The 14,024-nt window shown below is 71.0% G+C and carries 13 protein-coding genes; 9 read left to right on the forward strand and 4 right to left on the reverse strand.

Translation table 11 applies throughout. The features are described from left to right. Positions 1–231 precede the first annotated feature (231 nt). On the reverse strand, positions 232–885 hold the full coding sequence (locus tag ACFY0T_RS07950) for an FMN-dependent NADH-azoreductase (protein ID WP_388865733.1): 654 nt from the start codon (positions 883–885) through the stop codon (positions 232–234). Positions 886–1,024: 139 nt separating this feature from the next. Here ACFY0T_RS07950 and ACFY0T_RS07955 point away from each other — a divergent pair, with 139 nt between their 5' ends. From ACFY0T_RS07955 to ACFY0T_RS07970, 4 genes are all read left to right on the forward strand, one after another. Further along, positions 1,025–1,396 carry a winged helix-turn-helix transcriptional regulator gene (locus ACFY0T_RS07955; protein ID WP_388865736.1) on the forward strand — a complete coding sequence of 124 codons (372 nt, stop codon included), beginning with the start codon at positions 1,025–1,027 and terminating at the stop codon, positions 1,394–1,396. 114 nt (positions 1,397–1,510) lie between these two features. Beyond that, the gene (locus tag ACFY0T_RS07960) at positions 1,511–2,956 is read left to right on the forward strand and encodes a DUF2252 domain-containing protein (RefSeq protein ID WP_388865739.1); all 1,446 of its coding nucleotides are present in this window, start codon (positions 1,511–1,513) and stop codon (positions 2,954–2,956) included. Between the two features lie 74 nt (positions 2,957–3,030). Then, entirely contained in the window at positions 3,031–4,128 is a 1,098-nt protein-coding gene (locus ACFY0T_RS07965) for a hypothetical protein (protein WP_388865742.1), read from the forward strand. Between the two features lie 174 nt (positions 4,129–4,302). Next, complete coding sequence (locus ACFY0T_RS07970; protein WP_388866998.1) at positions 4,303–4,632, forward strand: rhodanese-like domain-containing protein; 330 nt, start codon at positions 4,303–4,305, stop codon at positions 4,630–4,632. Between the two features lie 225 nt (positions 4,633–4,857). On the opposite strand, the gene ACFY0T_RS07975 is transcribed toward ACFY0T_RS07970, so the two are convergent. Further along, positions 4,858–5,994, reverse strand: a complete 1,137-nt coding sequence (locus ACFY0T_RS07975) for an acyl-CoA dehydrogenase family protein (RefSeq protein ID WP_388865745.1) — start codon at positions 5,992–5,994, stop codon at positions 4,858–4,860. 394 nt (positions 5,995–6,388) lie between these two features. Here ACFY0T_RS07975 and ACFY0T_RS07980 point away from each other — a divergent pair, with 394 nt between their 5' ends. From ACFY0T_RS07980 to ACFY0T_RS07990, 3 genes are read left to right on the forward strand one after another with little or no spacing between them, the layout of a single operon-like run. Beyond that, positions 6,389–7,351 (forward strand): DUF5819 family protein, encoded by a 963-nt coding sequence (locus tag ACFY0T_RS07980; protein ID WP_388867001.1) that lies wholly within the window; start codon positions 6,389–6,391, stop codon positions 7,349–7,351. Continuing rightward, positions 7,348–8,568, forward strand: coding sequence for an HTTM domain-containing protein (locus ACFY0T_RS07985; RefSeq protein ID WP_388865748.1), 1,221 nt, complete (start codon positions 7,348–7,350; stop codon positions 8,566–8,568). Before ACFY0T_RS07980 ends, ACFY0T_RS07985 begins: the two co-directional genes overlap by 4 nt. Beyond that, on the forward strand, positions 8,565–9,434 hold the full coding sequence (locus ACFY0T_RS07990; RefSeq protein ID WP_388865751.1) for a TrmH family RNA methyltransferase: 870 nt from the start codon (positions 8,565–8,567) through the stop codon (positions 9,432–9,434). Before ACFY0T_RS07985 ends, ACFY0T_RS07990 begins: the two co-directional genes overlap by 4 nt. 43 nt (positions 9,435–9,477) lie before the next feature. On the opposite strand, the gene paaN is transcribed toward ACFY0T_RS07990, so the two are convergent. After that, positions 9,478–11,169 carry a phenylacetic acid degradation protein PaaN gene (gene paaN / locus ACFY0T_RS07995; RefSeq protein ID WP_388865754.1) on the reverse strand — a complete coding sequence of 564 codons (1,692 nt, stop codon included), beginning with the start codon at positions 11,167–11,169 and terminating at the stop codon, positions 9,478–9,480. 148 nt (positions 11,170–11,317) lie between these two features. Here paaN and ACFY0T_RS08000 point away from each other — a divergent pair, with 148 nt between their 5' ends. Continuing rightward, positions 11,318–12,832, forward strand: coding sequence for a 3-hydroxyacyl-CoA dehydrogenase (locus tag ACFY0T_RS08000; protein ID WP_388865757.1), 1,515 nt, complete (start codon positions 11,318–11,320; stop codon positions 12,830–12,832). Then, positions 12,829–13,419, forward strand: a complete 591-nt coding sequence (locus ACFY0T_RS08005; protein WP_388865760.1) for a TetR/AcrR family transcriptional regulator — start codon at positions 12,829–12,831, stop codon at positions 13,417–13,419. The genes ACFY0T_RS08000 and ACFY0T_RS08005 overlap by 4 nt, the downstream gene beginning before the upstream one ends. Before the next feature lie 3 nt (positions 13,420–13,422). On the opposite strand, the gene ACFY0T_RS08010 is transcribed toward ACFY0T_RS08005, so the two are convergent. After that, positions 13,423–13,923 carry an Lrp/AsnC family transcriptional regulator gene (locus ACFY0T_RS08010; protein ID WP_388865763.1) on the reverse strand — a complete coding sequence of 167 codons (501 nt, stop codon included), beginning with the start codon at positions 13,921–13,923 and terminating at the stop codon, positions 13,423–13,425. Between the last annotated feature and the right edge of the window lie 101 nt (positions 13,924–14,024).

The following is a 14,024-nucleotide window of genomic DNA, read 5'->3' on the forward strand; positions in this document are numbered from 1 at the left end:
TGGTGACCAGGATGACAAGAGCGGAGTGACGGGAGACTGTCACGCTCCGTTCTGTGGGAGCCCGGGGGTGCGATTCCCCCGGGCCACCCGACCCCACAGCTGGAAGCCCCGCAGGTCTTCGGACCTGCGGGGCTTTTGCGTTGTCCAGGGACTGCGCGGGTGCGCCGTGTGATCATCCGGGGTGAGGACAATCGCACGGCGCGCGTGGGGTGGTGACGGACCCCGGAGGGATTACGCGGCGAGGCGCTCGGCGAGCTCCTTGGCCTTGGCGGCCGCGTCGTCGAGGGCCTTGGTGCGGGAGGCCTCGAAGAGGGGGATCAGCTCGGACATCGCCGGGTTGTGCGGCGCCATCGTCAGCTCCGGAACGATGAAGTCGAGGTCCAGGGCGAGCATGTCGCGCAGGACGGCCTCCAGGTAGTTCTGCACGTGCTCGTAACCCTCGCGCGGGGTGCCCGGCGCGTAGGAGCCACCGCGGCTGGCGACGACGGTGACCGGGGTGCCCTTCACCTTCGACTCCTCGGTCATGGCGGTGCGGCCGATGAGGACCACGTTGTCCAGCCACGCCTTGAGCGTCGACGGGATCGCGAAGTTGTACATGGGCGCGCCGATCAGGATCGCGTCCGCCCGCTCCAGCTCCTCGATGAGCCCTACGCGCTCGGCGAAGGCGGCGGCCTGCTCCGGGGTGTGGGTGTCCGGGGTGGCGAAACCGGCGGTGTGGGCGTCGGCGGTGATGTGCGGCACGGGGTTCGCGGCGAGGTCGCGGTAGATCACCGTGCCCTCCGGGTGCTGCTCCTCCCAGGTCTTGCGGAAGGCGTCCGTCACGGCGCGGGAGGCGGAGGCGGCGCTGGGGAACACGGACGAGTCGATGTGGAGGAGGGTGGCCATGGGGTTCTCCAAATGAGCGGGGTTGATGAGCGGGGTCGTGAAACGGGCCCGGGGAGGACTTCCGTTTCGTACTCAGCTAGAGATTACACAGCTACTTACTTTTTTTCACCCCCGTACGGGGACGCAGTACTCTGGACCCATGCCGGATCGGGGAAGCCACGACGTAGGGGCGTGCCAACAGGTCGACGACGGCATGGCCCGGGTGTTCCAGCTGCTGGGAAAGCGCTGGACGGGCCTCGTCGTGGCCGTCCTGCTGCAACGCCCTGTCCACTTCGCGGAGCTGCGCAGGGCGATCCCCGGCATCAGCGAACGGATGCTCTCGGACCGGCTCACCGAGCTCGGCGCGGCGGGACTGGTCGTGCGTGAGGTCGACGAAGGTCCTCCGCTGCGGGTGGCGTACCGCCTGACGGAGGGGGGCGCCGCGCTGGAACCCGCGCTCAAGGAACTGGGCTCCTGGGCGGAGAGGTATCTGCCGGAGACCGGGCCGTGTCCGGGGGAGCTCCGGAAGTAGTCCGGCCCAGCCGTGGTGGGTCCGTGTGGAGTTGTCCACAGGGTCTGACGCGTCTCGACGCCCGGCTGTACGGTCAGCACGAGTTGATGTTCGTGCACGGGGGAGGCGGTCGGCATGACCGAGCTCGGGACAGCGGTTCAGGCGCAGCAGGCGCCCGGGGCTTTCGGGGCTTTGGGGGTACGGGGGTTCGCGGTGCGCGGATTCGCCGCATGGCCCGTGCAGGGGTCACCCAAAGAAGAGGGGAAGGCCCTGCGTGGGCAGGTGCCGCGCGGCACGCACGCAGAGTTGACCGTGGACGCCGGCCGGCCCGACGCCGTGACCGCGGTCGAGGAGTCCAACCGCGGCCGCATCCCCGAGCTCACGCCGATACGGGTCGGCAGGATGGCGGCCACCCCCTTCGCCTTCCTGCGCGGTTCGGCGGGCCTCATGGCGTACGACCTCGCGCGCACCCCCACGACTGGCATCGGCGCCCAGATCTGCGGTGACGCGCACGCGGCGAACTTCGGCCTGTACGGGGACGCGCGCGGCGGCCTCGTCATCGATCTGAACGACTTCGACGAGACGGTGCACGGCCCCTGGGAATGGGACCTCAAGCGGCTCGCCACCTCGCTCGTGCTCGCGGGCCGAGAGGCCGGGGCGGACGAGGACACGTGCCGGGCCGCCGCGCACGACACGGCGGGCGCGTACCGCCGCACCATGCGCCTGCTGGCCAGGCTGCCGGTGCTGGACGCGTGGAACGCGATCGCCGACGAGGAACTCGTCTCGCACACCGATGCCCATGATCTGCTCGGCACGCTGGAACGGGTCTCGGAGAAGGCGCGGGCCAACACCAGCGGCCGGTTCGCCGCGAAGTCGACGGAGGCGGTGGAGGGCGGCGGCCGACGCTTCGTGGACGCGCCACCGGTGCTGCGCCGGATACCCGACGCGGAGGCGGCCGCGGTCGTGGCGTCGCTGGAGCACTATCTGACGACCCTCTCGGAGGACCGCCTCCCGCTCCTCGCCCGGTACGCGGTGCACGACGTCGCCTTCCGCGTCGTCGGCACCGGCAGCGTGGGCACCCGCTCGTACGTCGTGCTGCTGCTGGATCACCGAGGCGAGGCCCTCGTCCTCCAGGTGAAGGAGGCCCGCGCCTCGGCGCTGCTCCCGCACCTGGCGACCGTCGGCCACGCGATTCCCGACGTGCCGCACGAGGGCCGCCGCGTGGTGCTCGGCCAGAAGCGCATGCAGGTCGTCAGCGACATCCTGCTCGGCTGGACCACGGTCGACGGCCGGCCCTTCCAGGTACGCCAGTTCCGCAACCGCAAGGGCAGCGTCGACCCCGCCGCCCTCGCCGCCGACCAGGTGGACGACTACGCCCGCATGACCGGCGCCCTCCTCGCCCGCGCCCACGCCCACAGCGCCGACCCGCGCCTCATCGCCGGCTACTGCGGCAAGAACGAGGAGCTGGACGAGGCCGTCGCGACGTTCGCCGTGACGTACGCGGACCGGACGGAGGCCGACCACGCGGAGCTGGTGGCGGCGGTGAGGGAGGGGCGGATCGCGGCGGAGTTGGGGGTTTGAGGGGCGAATGAAAGGGAGGGCCCCCAAGCGGTGGTTCGGCGTGGGGCCGGAGCACCGTGGCCTACGCTGGTCGGGTGACGACGCCGGAAGCCGAGCAGAGCCAGTCCGAGCCCACCGATGAGGGGGTGCGGGAGCCGTCCGGCGCCCTGAGGGGCGAAGCGGACGATTCCACCGCGGCGGACTCCTCGCATGCGGCGCCCGAGGCGGAGACGTCCTCGCATGCGGCGCCTGAGGGGCAGACGTCCTCGGAGGCGGCGCCTGAGGGGCAGACGTCCTCGGAGGCGGCGCCTGAGGGGCAGACGTCCTCGGACGCGGTGTCCGAGGGGCAGACGTCCTCGGAGGCGGCGGTCGAGGGGGAGGCGCCCCAGTCCGCGGATGCTGAGGGTGGGGCGCGGCCCGAAGAGCGGTTGGAGCGGGCCGTGCGGGCGGCCGAGCAGGCGTTGATCGAGTTCGAGATCGCTGTGGAGACCTTCCGGGTCGAGGTCGACAATTTCTCGCGGCTGCACCACCAGAAGCTCGGGCCGATGTACTCCCGGCTCGACGAACTGGAGGCCCAGATCGCCGAGGCGCGGGCCGCGCGCACCGGCGACCCGGAGGACATACGCAAAGCGCACGAGGCACGGGCCCGGGTCATGCCCATGCCCGGCGTCGAGGAGCTGTTCCACGGCTGGATGGACTCGGAGGGCCTGTTCCCGGAGGCCGTGGCGATGCTCACCGACCAGCCCGTACGGCCCCCGCAGCGCGTGCGCCCCAGCGAGGAGGCCCGCAAGCTCTACCGCGAGCTGGCCCGCAAGGCCCACCCCGACCTGGCGCAGGACGAGGACGAGCGCAAGCGGCGCGACGAGTTCATCGCCCGGGTGAACGCCGCGTACGGCCGGGGCGACGAGGCGCTGCTGCGGGAGCTCGCCGCAGAGTGGGCCGCCGGTCCCGTGCCCGAGGAGTGGAAGCCGAGCCGCAGCGAGGAGCTCTACGCCCGCCTCGAATGGCTCACCCAGCGCAAGGAAATGCTCACGTTCGTCGCCCACGAACTGGAGGAGAGCGCCATCGGCGCGATGCTCAAGCTGGCCCCGGACGACCCGGACCGCCTCCTTGAGGAGATCGCCGAACAGCTGCTGGCCCAGGTCGACGAGCGCGAGGCGGAGCTGGCGGAGCTGATCGGCCAGGCTCCCTGAGTCTTTGGGGTCTCCGAAGTCTTTGGGGCCTCTGAGGTCGTTCGGGTCTCTGAGGCCCCTGGGCTCCCCGATGTCTCTTCGGGTCTCTGAGACCCCGGGGAGCTCTGAGGTCTCTGGGGGATCGGGCTGTCCGTGCGGTCGGGTAGCGTCGGAGGCATGAGTTTCGGAGCTGGTGTGCCCACGGTCGAGGTCGGGGATCTCGCGGACGGAGACTTCCTGCTGGACGTCCGGGAGGACGACGAGTGGGAGGCAGGCCATGCGGCGGGGGCGCTGCACATCCCCATCAGTGAGTTCGTCGCCCGCTACGGCGAATTGACCGAGGCGGCCCCGCAGGACGGCCGGGTGCACGTGATCTGCCGCTCTGGTGGCCGTTCGGCCCAGGTCACGATGTACCTGGTCCAGCAGGGTATCGACGCTGTGAACGTTGACGGCGGTATGCAGGTTTGGGCAGCCGTCGGCCGCCCGGTCGTGGACGACAAGGGTCAGCCGGGCTTCGTGCTGTAGTCCTGGGTGGCCGGGGTGTCGGCCGCAGGTTTCGGCGAGCGCGAGCCCACGCATTGACGTGGGCTTGGTGCTGCCGCCCGGCGATCACCCGGGCGAGTGCGCGGTGGGGTGCTGCTCAGTCCGGGCGCGTGGGCTGGGGCGTGGTGCTCAGCGCGGCGAGTGAACCGTTGCGTCGTGCTCAGCCCGGTGGATCCGCCACTGTCCTGCCCGCGCCGTGCCCGGTGATCAGCCCAGAGGGTGCGCCGCGAGCAGATCCCCCAGCGTCTCCTCGTGCGCCGCCGCCGGTCCGAGCGACAGCTCCAGGTGCTTGGCCCAGGCGTGGTACCGGTGCAGCGGATAGTCAGTGTCGGCGCCGAACCCCCCATGCAGATGTTGCGCCGTCTGCACGACCCGCCGTACCCCTTCCGAAGCCCAGATCTTGGCGACGGCCACGTCCCCGGACGCCGGCAGCGCACCCCCCGCCCCCGTACTGATCCGCCACGCGGCCTGCCACAGCGTCGCCTCCATGGCGCGCAGGTCGATATAGCGGTCGGCGGCCTGCACGGCGACCGCCTGGAACGTGGCGACCGGGAACCCGAACTGCTCCCGCTTGCTGGTGTACTCGCTCGTCATCCCGAGTACGCGCTCCCCCAGCCCGAGCGCCAGCGCACACGTCCCGGTGGCCAGCAGCTCACGCAGCCACTCCCACGCCCCCTCCGCGTCGACGACATCGCGGGCGGCGATCCGCGCGGACTCCAGACTCAGCTGCCCGAGCCGCTCACCGGTGGTGGAGATCTGCTCGGCGAGTACGACCCCTTCGTGGACGCGGGGGACAAGGGCGAGGACGGTGCGGTCGGCGTCCGTGTGGGCCGGTACGACGGTGAAGTCGGCATTGTGCGCCCAGGGAACCGCCGTCTGCACGCCGTCCAGCACCCACCACCCGTCTCCGTCCCGGCGCGCGGTCACGGCGAGTTCGGCCGGGTCGTGGCCGGTCCGGCCATTGGCGGCCACGGTCAGCACGAGCTCGCCCCGGCCCGTCCGGGCCAGTAGCTCCGCCTTCACCTCCGCACCGCCGAACCTCTGCACGGCTACCGCCGCCGCACTGCTCTCCAGCAACGGCACCCGCGCGAGCACCTTCGCCGACTCGCGCAGCACCAGGCACAGCGCGACCGCGTCGAGGCCCGCCCCGCCGTACTCCGCGTCGAGCATCAGACTCAGCAGGTCCGCGACGGCAAGCCTCGCCCACAGTGCCCGGTCGAAGTCCTCGGCGACGGCGCCCGCGGTGAGCGCGGGGCTGGGCACCCCGTCCGGCGCGACCCCGCCGAACACCGCCTTCGCCGCCTCGACCGCCGCCTGCTGCTCCTCGGTGAAGGTGAAGTCCACGGTCCTGTCCTCCCACGCGTGCGCCGGCCCACCGAACAGGCAGCGCCTGATCTGACGGAGCGTCAAGATAGAACAGGTTCTACGAGAAGGGAACGGCTCACCGCCTACCGGACGTAAGTCCAACTTCACCGTCTCCGCATCTCCCCACGCCCAATCACCCGATCGTTCGGTCGTTCGGTCGTTCGAATCCGTGGTCGGTCGAGCGCCGTAAGGTGTCCACCGCTGTGGATAACCTCATGGCCACCGCTGTGGCCACTGTGTCCCATGGGGCTGTGCCGGGTGGCCGGGTCTGAGTACGGTGCCCGTGCGAACGTCGCGGTGCGGTGCGGCGTGGCGGTACGGTGCCCGCGGCCCGGCGGCCGGCATCGGATTCGGGATCGTGAATCGGGGCGGAATGGACGCGTACGACGAGAACGCGAAGACCGGGCCAGGGCCGGACGGCTCCACGCCTGACGGTTCCCCGTCGGACAGGTCTGCGCGTGACGGGTCTGGGCGTGACGGATCTGCTCAGGGCAGTTCCGTGCCCGACACCTTGGTGTCCGAGCCCCCCACGTCCCAGCCCCCCGTATCCGATGGCCCCGTATCCGAAGGCCCCGCACCCGAAGGCCCCGCACCCGAAAGCCCCGCACCCAGGGGCCCCGCCCGCCCGCAGACGGAGCCCGGCGCCGATCCCCCCGTCCCGGAGGGCTCCGCCCCCACCGGCATAGCCGCCCTCCCCCTCCGCTCCCAGATCGCCGCCGCCCTCGCCCTCGCGGTCGTCGCGGTCACCGCCTGTGTGCACCTCGGCATGGTGTTCCTGCACGTCGCGCCCTCGAACACGGCCACCAAGCAGCACGGCCGGGCGATCGACGAATGGATCTACCCCGAGTTCGAGCAGAACTGGAAGCTCTTCGCTCCCAACCCGCTGCAGCAGAACATCGCGGTCCAGGTCCGCGCCCTGGTCCGCGCCAAGGACGGCACCAGCCGCGAGACCGGTTGGTACGACCTCTCCGCGCTCGACGGCCGGGCCATCGACGGCAATCTGCTGCCGAGCCACACCCAGCAGAACGAACTGCGTCGCGCCTGGGACTTCTACGTCAGTACGCACGACAGCCAGAACCGTCCCGCGGGCCTGCGCGGCGACCTCTCCGAACGCTATCTGCGCCGGATAGCCGTACTGCGCCTCGACCGTGAGCACGCGGGCGGCGAGGGCGCCGTCGTCGAACGCCTCCAGGTCCGCTCCCGCACCACCAACGTGCCGGCCCCCGAGTGGAGCGTGGAGAAGGTGTCCGACAAGCCCATCGTCCGCGAGTTGCCCTGGTGGTCCGTCCCCGAAGGCGACCGCAAGGACGGGCTGACGGAGGCGAGCGCCCGATGAGCCGATTCGCCCTGTCGGTCTCGCGCGGCATCACCCGCGTCACCGAGACCGCCCTCGGCCCGTACCAGAGCGCCGTGATCCGCATCGGCTTCGCCGCCACCTGGCTGCTGTTCCTGCTGCGCGAATACCCGCACCGCCAGGAGATGTACGGGCCCGACGGACCGTGGAGCTGGGATCTCGCCCAGCAGCTCATCGCGATCAATCACTCGTTCACAGCCCTGATGTGGTCCGACAGCCAGGTCTGGTTCGAGATCGTCTACGCCCTCGCCGTCCTCTCCAGCGCCCTGCTGCTCGTGGGCTGGCGGACCCGCGCGATGTCCGTGCTCTTCATGGTCGGCGTGCTGTCCCTGCAGAACCGCAGCGTCTTCATGGGGGACGGCGGCGACAACGTCATTCACCTGATGGCGATCTATCTGGTGTTCACGCGCTGCGGCCAGGTGTGGTCGCTGGACGCGCGGCGGGCCCGGCTCGCGCGGGAGGCACGCGCGCGTGGCGAACGGACGGGGCCCGACCGGGTCGGGCCCGCCCTGTGGGGAGTGCTCGGCCTGGCGCTGGCCGCGGTGACACTCGCGGGGTGGCTCAGCGCCGGCTGGCTGGTGATCTTCTGGGGACTGTGGGCGGTGCAGGCCCTGTGGTGGGTCGTCGGCCACCGCGCGCGCACCGCGGAGCCGCGCATCCTGCTGGACGTCGTCACGAACCTCGTGCACAACGCGGCCCTGCTCGTGATCATGGCCGAGGCGTGTCTGATCTACGCGACCGCCGGCTGGTACAAGATCCAGGGCTCGCGCTGGCAGGACGGCACCGCCGTCTACTACCCGCTCCACCTGGACTACTTCTCCCCCTGGCCCGCGCTGTCCGACCTGATGTCCGCGCACGGCACGATCGTGATGCTGGTGACGTACGGGACGGTCGTCGCGCAGGTCGCCTTCCCCTTCACCCTGTTCAACCGGCGGGTCAAGAACGTCCTGCTGGCGGCCATGATGACCGAGCACGCCGTGATCGCCGTGGTCCTCGGGCTGCCGTTCTTCTCGCTCGCGATGATCGCCGCCGACGCGGTGTTCCTTCCGACGTCCTTCCTGCGGCGACTCGGCGGATGGGCGGCACGCGCGCGTGGAGTGCTGATTCGGCGCAGCGGCCGTACGGTGCCGGGGCCGCGCGAGCAGCAGGCGCGCATCCCGGAGCAGGCCGAGGACACCCACGTAGGCTTCACGGCATGAACGAGACGGACGCCCACACGTCGGACGACGAGAGCCACACCCGTACGTCGGATGACGAGAGCGGCGCCCGTACGTCGGACGACGAGAGTGGCGCCCGTACGCCGGACAGCTCGGACAGCGCGTCCGCCGTACGCGCCTGGCGGCGGCTCGCCGACGGCTCCGTCCTGCTCGACGGTTTCCACGCCCTCAAGCACGCGGTGCGCTTCCAGGCGCACATCCCGGTGGCCATCACCACCGACCGGCAGGCGGCGCTCGCGCTGGCCGACGAGCTGGCCCCGGACGTACGCGAGGCCGTCGACGCGCTGCTGGTGGAGGTCCCGGAGGCGACGTTCCAGACCCTCGTGGCGCGCCCGCACCCCACCGCAGTGGCCGCTCTCGCGGTACGGCCGTCCAGGGCGGCGAACCTGGAGACGCTGGCCCGCACACCCCGCACCGCGCCCGTCGTCGTCCTCGACAACCCCCGCAACCTCGGCAACGCCGGTGCCGTGATCCGGCTCGCGGCGGGTTTCGGGGCGACCGGTGTGGTCACGACGGGCACGCTCGACCCCTGGCACCCCACGGTCGTACGCGGCGGCGCGGGACTGCACTTCGCGACCGCCGTGGAGCGGCTGGCGGTGGACGAGCTGCCGCCGGGCCCGGTGTTCGCCCTCGACCCCGAGGGCGAGGACATCCGCGGGCTGAAGCTCCCCGACGACGCCGTGCTCGCCTTCGGCTCCGAGCGCAGCGGCCTGTCCCCCGAACTCCGCGCCCGCGCCGACCACTTGGTGTCGCTGCCGATGCGCCCCCAGGTCTCCAGCTACAACCTCGCGACCAGTGTGGCCATGACGCTGTTCCACTGGAGCGCGACCGGGAGCGCGTCGGCGTAGCCGCGGCACGGCACCGGTGTGGGCGCCGTGGCGGCGTACACGCTTACGCCTCCCGGCGCACCTCGACCACCCGGAAGCGGTTCGCGACGAAGGCTCCGTCGCACAGCGCCGCGTTGGCGGCAGGGTTGCCGCCCGAGCCGTGGAAGTCCGAGAAGGCCGCCGTCTGGTTGACGTAGACCCCGCCCGTGAGGTTCAGGGAGAGCTGGGCGCACTCCTCCAGGCAGGCCTCCTGCACGGCCTGCTCGACCTCCTCGTCGGTGGTGTACGCGCCGACCGTCATCGCACCCTTGTCCCTGATGGTGCGGCGCAGCAGCTCCACGGCGTCCGTGGCCGAGTCGACCGCGACGGCGAAGGAGACGGGCCCGAAGCACTCGCTCATGTAGGCGGCTTCGTCGTCCGGCTTGGCGCCGTCGAGCTTGACGATCAACGGGGTGCGTACGACCGCGTTCGGGAATTCGGGGTTGCTGATCTCCCGTGAAGGGAGGGCGACTTCGCCGAGTCCGGTGGCGGCCTCCAGGCGGGCCTTCACGTCCGGGTTCACGATGGCGCCGAGCAGGGCGTTGGCGCGGGCGTCGTCGCCGAGGAGTCCACCGACGGACTTCGCGAGGTCGGCGACCACCTCGTCGTACGACTTGGGGCCCTCCTCCGTACGGATGCCGTCGCGGGGGATCAGCAGGTTCTGTGGGGTCGTGCACATCTGGCCGCTGTACAGGGACAGGGAGAAGGCCAGGTTGGACAGCATCCCCTTGTAGTCGTCGGTCGACTCCACGAGCACCGTGTTGACGCCGGCCTTCTCCGTGAAGACCTGCGCCTGGCGGGCGTTGGTCTCCAGCCAGTCGCCGAACGCCGTCGAGCCCGTGTAGTCGATGATCCGGATCTCGGGCCGGACGGCCAGGGTCTTGGCGATGCCCTCTCCCGGGCGCTCGGCGGCCAGCGCCACCAGGTTCGGGTCGAAGCCGGCCTCGGCGAGGACTTCGCGCGCGACCTGGACGGTGAGCGCGAGCGGCAGCACCGCGCGCGGGTGGGGCTTCACCAGCACCGCGTTGCCGGTGGCGAGGGAGGCGAACAGGCCCGGATAGCCGTTCCACGTCGGGAAGGTGTTGCAGCCGATCACCAGGGCGATGCCGCGCGGGACGGGTGTGAACTGCTTGGCCAGCGCGAGCGGGTCGCGCTTGCCCTGGGGCTTGGTCCACTCGGCGTTGTCCGGGGTGCGGACCTGCTCCACATACGCGTACGCCACCGCCTCCATGCCGCGGTCCTGCGCGTGTGGGCCGCCCGCCTGGAAGGCCATCATGAAGGCCTGGCCGCTGGTGTGCATGACCGCGTGCGCGAACTCGTGCGTGCGGTCGCTGATGCGCTTGAGGATCTCCAGACAGACCACGGCGCGGATCTCCGCGCCCGCGTCGCGCCACGCGCGCTGGCCCGCGCGCATGGCGGGCAGCAGCACGTCGATGTCCGCGTGCGGGTACGTGACGCCCAGATCGATCCCGTACGGCGACTGCTCGCCGCCCACCCAGTCGTCCGTGCCGGGCTGGCCGAGGTCGAGGCGGGTGCCCAGGAGGGTGTCGAAGGCGGCCTTGCCCTCGGCCATTCCCAGGCTGCCGTTCTCGCCGTACGCCTTGGGGTGCTCGGGGTGGGGGGACCAGTACGCGCGCGTGCGGATCGCTTCCAGCGCCTGGTCGAGGGTGGGCCGGTGCTGGGCGATCAGCTGGTGCGCGGACAGTTCGGCGGCCATGCGGGACCATCTCCTCGTCTCAAGAGCTCTTCTTTGAACTCATGACCTGGGCAGAAACAGCCGGACAGAGTTAGAGTAACCGAACGATCGGTCGGTACAAGGGGGTCCGCCGCATCTGTGGAAAACCCCGTGCGGGAGGATCGCGCACATGACAGCACTCGACCTCAGCAGCCCCGTGGCCGTCGTCGGCACCGGCACCATGGGCCAGGGCATCGCCCAGGTCGCGCTGGTAGCGGGCCACCCCGTGCGGCTCTACGACGCGGTACCCGGGCGCGCCGACGCGGCGGCCGAAGCGATCGGCGCCCGTCTCGACCGGCTCGTCGAGAAGGACCGGCTCACCGGCGCCGACCGGGACGCCGCCCGCGCGCGGCTCCACGCGGCCGGGAGCCTCACCGACCTCGCGGACTGCGTGCTCGTCGTCGAGGCGGTGCTCGAACAACTCGACGTGAAACAGCAGCTGTTCCGCGATCTCGAGGACATCGTCCACGAGGACTGCCTGCTCGCCACCAACACCTCCTCCCTGTCCGTCACGGCCATCGGCGGCGCCCTGCGCAACCCCGGCCGCCTGGTCGGACTGCACTTCTTCAACCCGGCGCCGCTGCTGCCCCTCGTGGAGGTCGTCTCCGGGTTCGCCACCGACGTCACGTCGGCCACGCGCGCGTATGAGACGGCACGCGCCTGGGGGAAGACCCCGGTCGCCTGTGCCGACACCCCCGGCTTCATCGTCAACCGCATCGCGCGGCCCTTCTACGCCGAGGCCTTCGCGGTCTACGAGGCCCAGGCCGCCGATCCGGCCACCATCGACGCGATCCTGCGCGAGTCCGGCGGCTTCCGGATGGGCGCCTTCGAGCTGACCGACCTGATCGGCCAGGACGTCAACGAGTCCGTGACGCACTCCGTGTGGCAGTCCTTCTTCCAGGACGTGCGCTTCACGCCCTCGCTCGCCCAGCGGCGGCTCGTCGAGTCGGGCCGGCTCGGCCGCAAGACGGGACACGGCTGGTACGACTACGGAGACGACGCCGAGCGCCCGGAGCCGCACACCGCGGAGAAGGCACAGGCGCCCGCGTACGTCGTCGCCGAGGGCGATCTGGGCCCGGCCTCCGAACTGCTCCCCCTGATCCGCGAGGCGGGCATCCAGGTCCGTGAGGACGAGGAGGACCACGGCACGCGCTTTGTGCTGCCCAGCGGCGGCCAGCTGGTCCTCGCCGACGGGCAGACCTCGGTCGAGTTCCGCGACGTCGTCTACTTCGACCTGGCGCTGGACTACCGCAAGGCGACCCGGATCGCCCTGTCGGCCTCCCAGGACACCGTTCCCCAGACGCTCTCCGAGGCGATCGGCCTCTTCCAGGCGCTCGGCAAGGACGTCAGCGTCATCGGGGACGTCCCCGGCATGATCGTCGCCCGGACGGTGGCCCGGATCGTCGACCTGGCGCACGACGCCGTCGCCAAGGGCGTGGCCACCGAGGAGGACATCGACACCGCGATGCGCCTCGGCGTCAACTACCCCCTTGGCCCCTTCGAATGGAGCCGCAGGCTCGGCAAGGACTGGTCGTACGACGTCCTGGACGAACTGCACCTGCGTGAACCCTCCGGGCGCTTCGCACCGTCCCTCGCGCTCTACCGCCACGCGAACGCCTCCGAGAAGCGGGAGGGCACCCCATGACCACCGTCAAGCGCGACACCTACACCCCGGAGACCCTGCTCTCCGTCGCCGTCCAGGTCTTCAACGAGCGCGGCTACGACGGCACGTCCATGGAGCACCTCTCCAAGGCGGCCGGCATCTCCAAGTCGTCGATATACCACCACGTCGCGGGCAAGGAGGAGCTGCTGCGCCGGGCCGTCAGCCGGGCGCTCGACGGCCTCTTCGGGATCCTCGACGAGGAACACGCGCGCGTGGGGCGTGCCGTGGAGCGCCTGGAGTACGTCGTACGGCGCATGGTCGAGGTGCTCACCGCCGAGCTGCCGTACGTGACGCTGCTGCTGCGCGTGCGCGGCAACACGGACACCGAGCGCTGGGCCCTGGAGAAGCGCCGCGACTTCGACCACCAGGTGGCCGAGCTCCTGAAGGCGGCGGCCGCCGACGGTGACGTACGCGGCGATGTGGAGGTCCGGCTCGCGACCCGGCTGGTTTTCGGGATGATCAACTCGATCGTGGAGTGGTACCGGCCGGACGGGCGCGGTATGGGCGAGCGCGAAGTGGCCGACGCGGTGGTGCAGTTGGTCTTCGCGGGGCTGCGCAACGAGCGCTGAGGATCACCCCTCCGGCTCCAGGTCCTCCTCCTCGAACACCAGCAGCGTCCGCGTGCTGAGTACTTCGGGGATGGCCTGGAGACGCGTGAGCACCAGCTCGCGCAGTGCCCTGTTGTCCGGCGTGTGCACCAGGAGCAGTACGTCGAAGTCGCCGCCCACCAGCGCGATGTGGGAGGCCCCTGGGAGCACCCTCAGCTGCTCGCGCACCGTGCGCCAGGAGTTCTGCACGATCTTGAGGGTGATGTACGCCGAGGTGCCCTGCCCGGCGCGCTCGTGGTCGACGCGCGCCCCGAAGCCGCGGATCACTCCGTCCTCGATGAGACGGTTGATCCGCGCGTAGGCGTTGGCCCGCGACACATGGACGCGTTCGGCCACGGAGCGGATCGAGGCGCGGCCGTCCGCCTGGAGCATCTGCAGGATGTCTTGATCTATGGCGTCGAGGGGGCGGGCGGGCGGAAGCACGGGGCCGGCCTCCGTTGGCTCGGCCATTTGTTCAGGTGCCATGTCCCCCCGCCTCTCTACCATGGACGTACTGCGTTCATTTCAAGCTGTGCAGAACCGTTTGTCCACAGCCTGGTGGTGCCTGTAGCCAAAATGTGCCGACG

Source organism: Streptomyces sp. NPDC001530 (assembly GCF_042894545.1).
Lineage (GTDB): Bacteria > Actinomycetota > Actinomycetes > Streptomycetales > Streptomycetaceae > Streptomyces.

What these genes read in the sequence shown, in the direction of transcription:
- ACFY0T_RS07950 (WP_388865733.1), bottom strand. Translation starts at nt 885, where the DNA reads ATGGCCACCCTCCTCCACATCGACTCGTCCGTGTTCCCCAGCGCCGCC.
- ACFY0T_RS07955 (WP_388865736.1), top strand. Translation starts at nt 1,025, where the DNA reads ATGCCGGATCGGGGAAGCCACGACGTAGGGGCGTGCCAACAGGTCGAC.
- ACFY0T_RS07960 (WP_388865739.1), top strand. Translation starts at nt 1,511, where the DNA reads ATGACCGAGCTCGGGACAGCGGTTCAGGCGCAGCAGGCGCCCGGGGCT.
- ACFY0T_RS07980 (WP_388867001.1), top strand. Translation starts at nt 6,389, where the DNA reads ATGGACGCGTACGACGAGAACGCGAAGACCGGGCCAGGGCCGGACGGC.
- ACFY0T_RS07985 (WP_388865748.1), top strand. Translation starts at nt 7,348, where the DNA reads ATGAGCCGATTCGCCCTGTCGGTCTCGCGCGGCATCACCCGCGTCACC.
- ACFY0T_RS07990 (WP_388865751.1), top strand. Translation starts at nt 8,565, where the DNA reads ATGAACGAGACGGACGCCCACACGTCGGACGACGAGAGCCACACCCGT.
- paaN (WP_388865754.1), bottom strand. Translation starts at nt 11,169, where the DNA reads ATGGCCGCCGAACTGTCCGCGCACCAGCTGATCGCCCAGCACCGGCCC.
- ACFY0T_RS08000 (WP_388865757.1), top strand. Translation starts at nt 11,318, where the DNA reads ATGACAGCACTCGACCTCAGCAGCCCCGTGGCCGTCGTCGGCACCGGC.
- ACFY0T_RS08005 (WP_388865760.1), top strand. Translation starts at nt 12,829, where the DNA reads ATGACCACCGTCAAGCGCGACACCTACACCCCGGAGACCCTGCTCTCC.
- ACFY0T_RS08010 (WP_388865763.1), bottom strand. Translation starts at nt 13,923, where the DNA reads ATGGCACCTGAACAAATGGCCGAGCCAACGGAGGCCGGCCCCGTGCTT.